We start from the raw sequence: 11835 nt of genomic DNA on the forward strand, positions 1-11835 counted from the left end.
GCCGGGAACAGGCCGGCCCGCCCGCGGCTCCCGGGCCGGCCGGCCCGCGTGCGCCTCTCAGCCGTCCAGGGGCGTGAAGGGGTCGGGGGTCCCCGCCGTCCACCGGTTCAGGTGGGCGACCCCGGTCTCCAGCGTGACCCCGTCCCCGGTGCGCCGGCCGCGTTCGACGACGTAGAAGCGACCGTCGTCCAGGGAGACCAGGCCGTACTGGCCTCCGGTGTCCCAGCCCCGGACCCCCGACTCCCCGTGGAGCATGCCGTCCCGGCGCAGCGGGAGCAGCAGGCCCTGCTCGTCGTCCTCCTGGCCGCGGACCGTGCCCCGCACCGGGGGCCGGGAGCCGTCGACCACGAAGAGGGAGTAGTTGGGGAAGTGCGGCTTGACGCCCTCGTAGACCGCCATGAACCAGTCGCCGGTGCGCGCGTCGTACTCCAGGTTCTGCACGCCGTAGGTGGTGTTTCCGGTGTACACGAAGTACTTGCCCCCGACCCGGGGCGGGCCGCTGGTGTGGGGGGCGTCCTGGTCGAGCGGGCGCTCGTACCGCCTCCACGAGGAGGTGTCGTACTGGAGCAGGACCTGGTGGTCGTTGTCGGCGCGCCCGGGGTGGGAGTAGACGCCGTAGGCGACCGTCAGCACCTCGCGGCCGCCGCCGCGGCCGAACTCGGGGCCGAAGGCCACCCCGTCGATGCCGCTGGACCCGTAGCGGTGGTCGGCCGTGTCGGCGACGTTGCCGTCGAACACGCCGTCGCCGTCCATGTCCGCGGTGTAGTCCTCGACGACCTCGTCCAGGTGGACGGTGGTCAGGACGCGGTCGTCCTCCGCGTCCATGCCCGGCCGCGTGATGCGGTCGCCGTCGAAGATCGCGATGTAGAACGCCTCGGCCGCCTTGTACTCCAGCGATCCGTAGACGCGCCCGTCCCGGTCGTTGAAGTCGAGGTCGCCGAGGTGGCCCGTGAGGCCGGTGACCGTGCCGATCACCCGGCCGTCCAGGTCGGTCTTGACGACGGTGTCGGTGAAGGAGAAGTACATGTGCCCCTTCTCCTCGTCGAGCGCGGCGCCCTGGACGTGCCCGGACGGCCACGCGCCGCCGTCCACGGACAGGGGCGGCCCTCCCCCGGGCTCCCGCTCCCGGGAGTCGGCCGCCGCCGTGGCGGGCGCCAGCACCGCCGCCACCGCGAGCGCCGCCCCGAGCGCGCCCGCCGCCCGGGCCCCTCTCCTCCAAGTACCGGTTCCGCGCATCCCGTTCCCGCCCTCCACGCCCTCACCGTGTGCTGTCGGTAGGAAGCTATGCGCGTCCGGTGAACCGCGCGAGACCCCCAAGGGAACCCGGCGCGCACAACTGCGGGAGCCGCCGCCCCGCGGGGCCGCGACCGCGTCCCGGTCCGCCGGGCACGCACTAGGGTGGCGGTGTGAGTGAGGAAGTGTCCCCCGAGCGGCTCCGCGCCTCCGACACGGACCGCGAGCGCGTACTGAAGGCCCTGCGCGACGCCGCCGCCGACGGCCGCATCGACCTGGAGGAGTTCGAGGAGCGCTCCTCACTCGTGCACGGGGCCCTCACCCTGGGCGAGCTCCCCGGGATCACCGCCGACCTCCTCCCCGTCGAGCGCCAGCCCATCCGCCTGGACCCGCAGCCCCTGGTCGGGCTGTTCGGCAACACCGCGCGCCGGGGGCGCTGGGTCGCCTACCCGGGCGAGTACGCGGTCGCCGTCGTCGGACGGGTGGAGGTGGACATGCGCGAGGCCCTCCTCATGCACAACCACCACCGGATGACCGTGACCGCCGTCCTGGGCCGTGTGGAGATCGACGTCCCCGAGGGCGTCGAGGTGCGCCTGACCGGCTGGTCGTTCCTGGGGCGGCGCACCACCACCGCCCGCCGCTCCGGCATGTCCGACCCCCCGGTGCTGGAGATCGACGGTTTCTCGCTCTTCGGGGTGGTCCGCGTGCGCGCGCCGAGGCGCCGCCGCTTCCTCGGCCGGCTCCGCCGGGCGCCCCGCCGCGGCATCGGCTCCTGAACACGTCCGCTTCCACCTGCGGCGATGTCAACATGACGCGTGCAACACCGCCAAGCCCGGGTGAGGTGACGGTGTGCCCGGATGCGTCTGGCAGGCTTTGTGTCACAGGTTTTCCCAGGAGAGATGGGTTGCAATGAGTGAGTTCCGTATCGAGCACGACTCGATGGGTGAGGTCAAGGTCCCGGCCGAGGCCAAGTGGCGGGCTCAGACGCAGCGCGCCGTCGAGAACTTCCCGATCTCGGGCCAGGGCCTCGAAGGCGCCCACATCGCCGCCCTCGGCCAGATCAAGGCCGCCGCGGCCAAGGTGAACGCCGAGCTCGGCGTCATCGGCGAGGACCTCGGCAAGGCGATCCGCGAGGCCGCCCTGGAGGTGGCGGACGGCAAGTGGAACGACGAGTTCCCGATCGACGTCTTCCAGACCGGTTCCGGCACCTCCAGCAACATGAACACCAACGAGGTCGTGGCGACCGTCGCCAAGGAGCGCACCGGCCTCGACGTCCACCCCAACGACCACGTCAACGCCTCCCAGTCGTCCAACGACGTGTTCCCCTCCTCCATCCACATCGCCGCCACGGCCGCCGTGCAGAACGACCTGGTACCGGCGCTGCGGCACCTGGAGGGCGAGCTGTCCCGCAAGGCGGAGGAGTTCGCGTCCGTCGTCAAGAGCGGCCGCACCCACCTGATGGACGCCACCCCGGTGACCCTCGGCCAGGAGTTCGCCGGGTACGCCGCCCAGGTGCGCTACGGTGTGGAGCGCCTGGAGGCCTCCCTCCCGCGCGTGGCCGAGCTCCCGCTCGGCGGCACCGCCGTCGGCACCGGCATCAACACCCCCGAGGGCTTCTCGGCCCGTGTCATCGCCGAGATCGCGTCCCACACCGGCCTGCCCCTCACCGAGGCCCGCGACCACTTCGAGGCGCAGGGCGCACGCGACGGCCTGGTCGAGCTGTCCGGCCAGCTGCGGACCGTCGCGGTCGGCTTCGCGAAGATCGCCAACGACATCCGCTGGATGGGTTCCGGCCCGACCACGGGCCTGGGCGAGATCTTCCTGCCCGACCTCCAGCCCGGTTCCTCGATCATGCCCGGCAAGGTCAACCCGGTCCTGTGCGAGGCCGTCCTCCAGGTGTCCTCGCAGGTCGTGGGCAACGACGCGGCGGTGGCCTTCGGCGGTGCGAGCGGCAACTTCGAGCTGAACGTGCAGCTGCCGATGATCGCCCGCAACCTGCTGGAGTCGATCCGGCTGCTGTCCAACGTCTCGCGGGTGTTCGCCGACCGCTGCGTCGCGGGCATCGAGGCCAACGCCGAGCAGTGCCGCGTCTACGCCGAGTCCTCGCCGTCGATCGTCACCCCGCTCAACCGCTACATCGGCTACGAGGAGGCCGCCAAGGTCGCCAAGCAGTCGCTCAAGGAGAAGAAGACCATCCGCGAGGTGGTCCTGGAGCGCGGCTACGTCGAGGCGGGCAAGCTCACCGAGGAGCAGCTGGACGACGCCCTCGACGTGCTGAAGATGACCAACTCCCGGTAGGCGGGGGCCGTCCCCGCGGGCGGCGGTCCGCGGTGTCCACGGGGCGCTCCGCGCGGGCGGGGCGCCCCGCCGCCGGGCGGCGGCCGGTCCGCGGGGGCGACGGCCGTGCGGCGCTCCGGTTCCACTCACCTGCCCCCCGGGAACCTTCCACACGCGGGAGGCGTCCGACATCCTTGTCAGAGCACCCGAAAGGCCCGCCTTCGAGAGGGCAGTACATGTCGAGCAACAGCGACAGCGACAGCGAACAGATCGTCGCGGACCGCTACATCCTGCGCCGTGAACTCGGACGCGGCGGTATGGGCGTGGTCTGGGAAGCCTTCGACCCGTCCCTGGACCGCGTCGTCGCGATCAAGCAGGTGCTCCTCCCCGACCACTTCACCGAATCCGAGCGCGCCGACGCGCACGGGCGGGTCCGCCGCGAGGCGCGTTCGGCGGCGCGCATCAGCCATCCCACGGTGATCACCGTCCACGACGTCTTCGAGTACGACGGCGACCCGTGGGTGGTCATGGAGCTCGTGGAGGGCGGGTCCCTCCAGGACCGGCTCAACGAACAGGGCGCCCTCCCGCCCGACACCGTCGCGGAGATCGCGGAGTCCCTGCTCAAGGCGGTGCAGGCGGCGAACGCGGCCGGAGTCCTGCACCGGGACATCAAGCCGGGCAACATCATGATGTCCCTGGACGGCCGGGTGATCCTCACCGACTTCGGCATCGCCACCATGGAGGGCGGTCCCAGCATCACCCGGACGGGTGCGCTGATCGGCTCCCCGGAGTACATGCCGCCGGAGCGCCTGGAGGGCGGGCCCGCGGAGCACCGGGGCGACCTGTGGAGCATCGGCGTGACCCTGTTCGCGGCGGTGGAGGGCACGTCGCCGTTCCGCCGGGACAGCCTCACCGCGGCCATCGCCGCCGTCATCTCGGCGCCCCTTCCGCCGATGACGCGTGCCGGACGGCTGGAGCCGGTCATCACCGGCCTCCTGGAGCGCGACCCGGACCGGCGGCTGACGGTGGAGGGCGCGCTGGCGCTCCTGCGCGGACGCGGGACCTCCGGCGGGGGCGTCGGCCCGGCGGGCGCCGCCGGAGCCGCCGGAGCCGCGGGGGTCGCGGCGGGCGCGGCGGGCACAGGCCCCGGCACCGCCCCGGGCGCCGGCGGCTCCCCGTACGCCCACGGTTTCCGGAGCGGCGGGTACCCCGCTGCCGGGCCGCGGGCCGGCGGCCGCTCCACGGGCCCCGGGACGGCCGGCCACGGCCCGGGGACGCCCCTCCCCCAGGGCCGGCCCCGTCCCGCGGGTCCGGTGACGCCGCAGACCCCCTTCCCGCCCGGCCGACGCCCGGCCGCCCCGTACGGGCACTCCGGCGGGGGCGGCACGGGCGGCCGCGGAGGGGCCACGGCCCCCCTCCACTCGGGGGGCCACGGCGGCTCCGGGCGGTCCGGTTCCGGGGCCGCCTCGACGGCCAGGGTGCTGTTCGGCGTCGGCGCCGGCCTGCTGGCCCTCCTCCTCGTCTCCGTGGTCGCGGTGGCCGTGGTCCTGAGGTCGGGCGGCGCCGCGGGGGAGGCCGCCCCCCAGGAGGCGCCGACGCAGGGCGGCGCGCCTCCGGAGGAGCCGTCCCCGTCCGCGGAGCCCGGCGGCGGCAGCGGCGAGCAGGCCGCCGCGGCCGAGGGGGACGACGGCGGGGAGCCGCCCTCCTACGACGAGCTGGACACGTTCAGCTCGCAGTGGTTCGACGTGGCCCACCCGGCGGGCTGGGAGGTCGACGACAGCGAGATCGACAACAGCCTCGCGGTGTTCGTCGCCCCCGGCAGGGACCACCAGGTGTGGGTGACCGGGTGGACGGAGGAGGAGTTCACGGGGACGAGCGCCGAGTACCTCCGGCAGACCAACGGCGGCACCGACGCGGACCAGGACATCACGACGGACTACTCCGAGCTGGAGCTGGAGGAGTTCGACGAGGACGACTACGGGGAGGGCTGGGACGTCGCGATGGTGGAGTCCGACTTCACCAACGAGTCGTGGGCGACACCGGAGCGCCGCTTCTGGTCCTACGCGATCAGCGTGGACCACGAGGGCAGCAGGGTCTTCTACATGGTGAGCGTCAACGTCCCGCGCGAGGACGGGGACTTCTACGACGACCTCCACGAGGAGGTCGTGGAGACCTTCACCCCGCACCTCTGACCGGGCCCCGGGCACACGACGGCCCCCGCGGTGTCCCGCGGGGGCCGTGTGTGCTCGGGATCAGTACCAGCCGATGGACTGGGAGTGGGCCCACGCCTCACACGGGGTGCCGTAGCGCCCCTTGATGTAGTCGATGCCCCACGCGATCTGGGTGGCGGGGTTCGTCTGCCAGTCGTCGCCGTGGGAGGCCATCTTGCTGCCGGGCAGCGACTGGGGGATGCCGTACGCGCCCGAACTCGGGTTCGAGGCGGTGTGGTTCCAGTTGCTCTCCTTCTCCCACAGGGGTTCGAGGCAGCCGGAGAACTGGTCCTCGCCCCAGCCCTCCGCGAGGACCATGTCGAGGGCGATCGACTTGGGGTCCCCGGTGAACTCGGGAACCTCCTCCTCTTCCTCCTCTTCCTCTTCCTCCTCGATGTCGCTCCCGTCGCCCTGGGCCGTTCTGACCCCGGCGCCGAGGGCGGCCTCGCTCTCTCCCCGGGCCTGCTGTCGCAGCTCCTGGAGTTCTTCCTGCGTCAGCTCGGCGGAGGCGAAGAACTCGTCCTCCCCGGTTTCGGTGTCGGCTGCGGATTCCTCGCTGTCCGGAACGGCGGCGCTGGCCGCCATTTCCGGGTCGACCCCGTCGTCCGCGAACGCGGAGACGGCGAACGTCGCACCCGCGACGAGGGTCGCCGCACCGATCACCGCTGTACTGCGCAGCGACATTCGGTTGAGTAGCACGATTGCCTTTCCCAAGAGGGGGTTATTGGCAGGGAAAGCCCCATTAATACCAGTTGTTCGCCTGGGAGTGGGACCAGGCGCCGCAGGGGTTCCCGTACCGGTCCTTGATGTAGTCGATGCCCCACGCGATCTGGGTGGCGGGGTTGGTCCGCCAGTCGTCGCCGTGGGAGGCCATCTTGCTGCCGGGCAGGGACTGCGGAATGCCGTAGGCGCCCGAACCCGGGTTCTCCGCGGTGTGGTCCCAGTTGCTCTCCTTCTCCCACAGGGGTTCGAGGCAGCCGGAGAACTGGTCCTCGCCCCACCCCTCCGCGAGGACCATCTCCAGGGCGATCTCCTTGGCCGAGCCCGCCGGGACGGCGGCCGCGCCGCCGCCGGAGGGGTCCGCGGGGTCCGCGCCGCCGCCGGAGGCGGTGGCGCCGGGTTCGGGCTCCGGTTCGGGCTCGGGGATGTCGCTCCCCGTCCCGCTGGCGGACCGGAGGCCCTCCTCCGCGGCCGCCGCGGCCTGCCGGCGGCTCTCCTCGCGCTCCTCCCCGCCGACCGCGGAGGGCTCGGCGAAGAAGTCGTCGGCGCCGTCCCCGGACTCCTGGTCGGGGACCACCGCGGCGGACGTGAGCCGTTCGGGCTCCACCGCCCCGGTCTGCGCGAACGCCGCCACCGTGAAGGCGCTTCCCGCGACCACGGCCGCGGCTCCGACGGCGCTCGCACGGCGCAGTGAGGTTCGGTCGATCAGCAAGGAGTGGCCCTTTCGCGTAGACGCACACGTGCCTTCGTGGGGCTGTTCGTGTGCGGTGCTTCGCCGCCGCTGACCACGTGGTCCGGACTGTGCGCGGAGGGGACGGGTCTTCTTCCGTTCGACCGACCGCGGCGGGGGACTTCCACGTGGGAGGGAGTGTTCTGTGCAGCGGACTCAGCCTGCATCATCGTCACGGCCAAGTAACGCCAGTTTTACTATGCCTTGGGTCACATCACGGAATGTGCCTGCATTGCGGCCCTCTCACCTGCACATCGCCACGAAGAGTCAAGTTCCGGTCAAGCGGTTCCACGTGTGCTCCACGTCTCCGCACCGGGGGACGCGGCTCTCGTCACCGCCCGGTCTGAGTACGTGTACCGATGCGCGCGGGCGGGGCCGGGGACAGGATGGCGGTATGAACGCCCCAGGATCCCCACCGTCCCCCGCGGGTCCACGGCTCCACTGCCCGGACTGCCGCGCCCCGCTCCCGGTCGGCGTGCGCGCGTGCCCGCGGTGCGGGCTGGCACTCGTCGGCGACACCGCCCGGCGCCTCTGGCTGATCGACTCCGAGATCGCGGAGATCGACGGCCGCAGGCACCGCCTGCTCGGCGAGCGCGCCGTCACGATGCGCCTGCTGCGCGGCGAGTCGCTCCCGGGGCGGCCGGGCACGCCCCTTCCCGGGCGCGCGCCCGCCGACGGCCGCCCCGGAGCCGTCCGGGCCGAGGACGGCCCGCGGCCGCCGCTCGGCTCCGCCGCCCCGGGGGGCCCGGCCCCCGCGTCCGCCGGACACGGCTCCGAGCCCGTCGGCGAGGTCACCCGGCGCTCCGCCCAGAACGTCGTCCTCGGGCTGGGCGGCCTCCTCGTCGGCATCGCCGCCCTGGTGTTCGCCGTCTGGTCCTGGAGCGACCTGGGCACCGGCGCCCGCGCGGGCGTCCTCGGCGCCACGACCCTGGCCTTCGCCCTCCTGGCCCTCCCGCTGCACCGGCGCGGCCTCAGGGCGACCGCCGAGACCTTCGGAGCCGTCGCCGCCGCCCTGCTGTGCGTCGACGCCCTCGCCCTGGGCCTGCTCCTCTCCGACCGGATCTCCAACGGGCCCGGCTACTCGGCCGCCGCGCTGGCGGCCGTCGGCGCGCTGACGGCGCTCTACCCGCTCCTCGTGCCGCTGCGGTCCCCGCGCGTCGTCGCCGCGCTCGTGGCCCAGCCGGTCCCGGTGCTGCTGGTGGCGGCGGCGCCCGGGGACGGGCTCCTGCCCTGGACCCTGCCCGCGCTCGCCGCCACCGCCCTCGCCGACCTGCTGCTGGTCCGCCTGCTCGGCGGCCCGCGCGGGGGCGTCCCCGTCCGCACCCTCCACGTGACCGCGACGGTCCTGTGGGGGTTCTCCCTCGCCCTCTCCGCGGTTCTCGTGCTCGCGGTCCCCGCGGCCGGCGACGCCGGCTCCTGGTGGGCCCTGGCGGCGGCCCTGCTGGTGTCCGGCGTGACGGGGCTGCTGTTCACCCGGCGCCCGCTGCCCTCCCTCCCCCCGGCCGGCGCCGGGCCGTCGGCGGTGCACGCCGTCGTCGCGCTCCTCGCCCTGGGGGCGGCGCCCCTGGCGGCCGGGCCCGCCCACCTCCCCGTCCTCCCGCGCGTCCCGGGCACGTTCTGGTCCGAGGCCCCCGGCACCGCGACCGCCGCGGCCGCCGGGGTCCTGGGGCTCACCGGTCCCGGCGCGCCCCCGCTGTCCGGAGCCGCCTGGCTGGCGGCCGTCGCGGCCGCCGCCGTCCTCGCCCTGGCGGCCGCGGCCCTGCTGCGCCGCGACCTCCTGGCGCACACCTCGGCCCTGCTGGCCCCGCCGACCCTGCTGGCCGTCCCCCTGCTGCTGCCCCTGCCCCTGGCGGTCGCGGTCGTGTGGGCCCTGCTCGTGGGCGCCGCGCTGGTCCTCGGCACCGCCCTCCTCCCCCGGCGGGGCGCGGGCCGGGTGTCCGCGGCCTCGGGGAGCCTCACCGTCGCCACGGGGGTCCTGTGGTCCCTGCCGGACCAGTACACGTCCCTGGCCGCGCTCCTCCTGGCGGGCGCGGTCCCGCTGGTCGGCCTCCTGCTGTTCCGCCGCGCCGACCGCGCGGGCGACGCCCCCGCCTCCCTGTACGGGGCGTGCCTGCTGCTGTGGGCGCTGGCCCTGGCGGCCGGGACGGTCTTCCTGGCGGCGCTGACCCTCGGCGGGGACGCGGCGCGTCCCGCCTGGTGGCTCCTCGCCGCCTCCACCCTGCTGGCGGGCGCGACCGCCCTGCTGTTCGGCAGGGTCCGCCGGCCGTTCGCCTCCCCCGCGGCCGGAACGGCGCCCGGAGGCGGTCGTGCGGCGGCCCGGACCCCCGCCCCGGACACCGCCGACCCCCGGACGGCCTTCACCCTGTTCGGCCTCCTGCTCCTGCCCTCCGCCCCGCTGCTCGCCGGAGGGGGCCGTGACCCCGGGCTGGCGGCGCTCCCCGGCCCGTACGCCCCCTGGACCGCCCCGGCGTCGGCGATGCTCGACCCCGCCCACCGGGTGCTGGGGCTCTCGGCCCCCTCCGGGACGGCCGCCGCGCTGGGCGCCGCGCTCGGCGTGCTCGTCGCCGGCGCGCTGGTGGTGGCCCTGGTCCTCGTGGTCGACCGGAGGTGGACGGTGACCGCGGCCTCGCTCGCCGCGCCCACCTCCCTGGTGCCGCTGCCGGTGCTCCTGGGCCTGCCGTACGCGGCGGCGGTGGTGTGGACGGTGTTCGTGGGAGCCGCGTTGCTGCTGGGCGTCACGCTCTCCGGCCGCTCCGGACTCGGCTGGGTGCCGACGGCGACCGGTTCGGCGACCCTCGTGCTGGGCCTGCTCTGGTCGCTCCCCGAGTACCGCACGACGCTGTCGGCGATCGTGCTGGTCGCGGCGGCCTCCCTGGTGTCGGCGCTGCTCCTGCGCCGCGTGGACTCCCCCGGAGCCGCGGCCCGCACCGCGCCCCTCGTCCCGGGGGCCCTCGCCCTCCTCGCCGGCGGGGCCTCCCTGGCGGCCTCCTTCACGCGGCCGGGGCCGCCCGAACCCGTGGCGTGGTGGTTGTCGGCCGCGGCCCTGCTGTGCGTCGGCGCCGCCTCGGTGGCCTCGGCCCGGCCGCACCGCCCCGGGGCGCCCCGGCCGGCCCTCGGCCCCGTGCCGCGGCCCGCGCTCCGGGCGGCGCCCCTCACCCTGCTCGGGCTCCTGCTGCTGGGGGCCGTCCCGCTCGTGGCCGGTCCCCGGTCGCTGCCCGCGCTCGCCGCGGCCTCCCGGGCGTACCCCCCGGGGACGGCCCCGCTCCCGGCCCTGACGGACCCCGCGTACGCCGTCCTCGGCCTCGCCCCGCTGCCGGGACCGGTCGCCGCGGCGGCGGTCGCCGGGGTCCTGGTGTCCGGGCTGCTCTCCGTCGGCGCGGTCGCCGTGCTGGCCCGCAGGTGGACGCCGCACGCCGTCGCCCTGGTCGCGCCGCCCGCGCTGGCCCCGCTGCCCGTGGTCGCCGGCGCGCCGTTCCTCCTCGCCCTGCTGTGGGTGCTGGCTGTGGGATCCGCTCTCGTGGTGTGGTCCGCGCTGCTGCGGGACGGGCGCACGAGCCCGCTGCCGGGGCTGACCGGCCTCCTCACCCTGGCGCTGGGGCTGGGCTGGGCGCTCGCCGAGGAGCACACGGTCGCGGCCGCGCTGATGGCCGCCGCGGTGGTCGCGTCGGTGGCCGCCGCACTGGCGCGGACGCCCGTCCCGGCCCTGGGCGGCACCGCGGCCGCCACGGCCCTCACCGGCGCGTTCGCCCTCGCCCTGCCCCTGGCCCTGGACGCGCCGGCGGAGTACGCGGCGCTGGCGCCCATCGCCCTGGTCGCCGCCGTGGCCGCGGTCGTGCCGAGGCTGCGCGGGGCGCTGGTGCCCGCCGCGGAGGTCCCCGCGTGCCTGTGGGCGGTGCTGGCGCTGGCCGTCTCCCTCGGCGCGGGGGCGCGGCCGGAACTGGTGGCGCTCGCGCTGGCCCTGGTCGGCGTGATCGCGTCGGCCACCGCCGTGCGGCCCGGCCGGTCGGGGTTCGCGGTGGTCGGCGGCCTGCTGATGTTCGCCGCCCTGTGGACCGCGCTCGCGGCGTGGGACGTGACGGTGCCCGAGGCGTACACGGCGCCGCCGGCGTTCGCCGCCCTGGTCATCGGCTGGGAGTGGAGCCGCAGGGCGCCCGCCCCGCCGTCGAGCTGGGCCGCCTACGGCGGCGGTCTGGCGCTGTTGTTCCTGCCGACGGTGGTCCTGGTGCTCACCGGGGACGGCATGGCGTGGCGGGTGCCGGCCGTGCTGGTGCTCGGGGTGGCCGTCACCGTGTGGGGGCTGGCGGGCCGGCTCCGGGCGCCCCTGGCCCTGGGAGGGCTGGTGCTGGTGGCCACGTCGGCGCGGGCGTTCGGGCCGCCCCTGTGGGACCTGGCCCGGCTCGCGCCGAACTGGGTGCCGTTCGCGGTCGTGGGCCTGCTCCTCCTCGCCGTCGGCGCCCGCTACGAGGCGAGCCTGGCGAGGCTGCGGAGCCTGGGCCGGCTGGTGTCGGGCATGCGCTGAGGGGCCGGAACCGGCACGCGCGGACGGCGGTCCGGGCCCGGCCTCCCCCCCCCGGCCCCGGCCCCCCACCCCGCCGGTCAGACCCCCCGCGCTGGCCACGGCGGCGGGAGGTGGCCACACCCACCCGGGGCGGGTGGATGTGGGGT

At 75.5% G+C, this 11835-nt stretch carries 7 protein-coding genes; 4 read left to right on the top strand and 3 right to left on the bottom strand.

From position 1 onward, the window contains the following. Positions 1-57 precede the first annotated feature (57 nt). Entirely contained in the window at positions 58-1254 is a 1197-nt protein-coding gene (locus ACWGL3_RS26795; protein ID WP_267946545.1) for a hypothetical protein, read from the bottom strand. Between the two features lie 164 nt (positions 1255-1418). Here ACWGL3_RS26795 and ACWGL3_RS26800 point away from each other — a divergent pair, with 164 nt between their 5' ends. From ACWGL3_RS26800 to ACWGL3_RS26810, 3 genes are all read left to right on the top strand, one after another. Continuing rightward, positions 1419-2009: a DUF1707 SHOCT-like domain-containing protein gene (locus ACWGL3_RS26800; protein ID WP_267950515.1), complete on the top strand. Its 591-nt coding sequence runs from the start codon at positions 1419-1421 to the stop codon at positions 2007-2009. A gap of 133 nt (positions 2010-2142) precedes the next feature. After that, the gene (locus ACWGL3_RS26805) at positions 2143-3531 is read left to right on the top strand and encodes a class II fumarate hydratase (RefSeq protein WP_267946546.1); all 1389 of its coding nucleotides are present in this window, start codon (positions 2143-2145) and stop codon (positions 3529-3531) included. 215 nt (positions 3532-3746) lie between these two features. Beyond that, the gene (locus tag ACWGL3_RS26810) at positions 3747-5702 is read left to right on the top strand and encodes a serine/threonine-protein kinase (protein WP_267946547.1); all 1956 of its coding nucleotides are present in this window, start codon (positions 3747-3749) and stop codon (positions 5700-5702) included. A 60-nt stretch (positions 5703-5762) separates the two neighbouring features. Here the strand turns inward: ACWGL3_RS26810 and ACWGL3_RS26815 are convergent, their stop codons facing one another. Together ACWGL3_RS26815 and ACWGL3_RS26820 are read right to left on the bottom strand one after the other, a co-directional pair. Continuing rightward, the gene (locus tag ACWGL3_RS26815) at positions 5763-6419 is read right to left on the bottom strand and encodes an aggregation-promoting factor C-terminal-like domain-containing protein (RefSeq protein ID WP_412759571.1); all 657 of its coding nucleotides are present in this window, start codon (positions 6417-6419) and stop codon (positions 5763-5765) included. Between the two features lie 43 nt (positions 6420-6462). Then, on the bottom strand, positions 6463-7152 hold the full coding sequence (locus ACWGL3_RS26820; protein WP_267946548.1) for an aggregation-promoting factor C-terminal-like domain-containing protein: 690 nt from the start codon (positions 7150-7152) through the stop codon (positions 6463-6465). Positions 7153-7564: 412 nt separating this feature from the next. Between ACWGL3_RS26820 and ACWGL3_RS26825 the strand changes: the two genes are divergently transcribed. After that, the gene (locus tag ACWGL3_RS26825; protein WP_267946549.1) at positions 7565-11689 is read left to right on the top strand and encodes an SCO7613 C-terminal domain-containing membrane protein; all 4125 of its coding nucleotides are present in this window, start codon (positions 7565-7567) and stop codon (positions 11687-11689) included. The last annotated feature ends 146 nt before the right edge of the window (positions 11690-11835 follow it).

Source organism: Nocardiopsis sp. NPDC055824 (assembly GCF_053616335.1).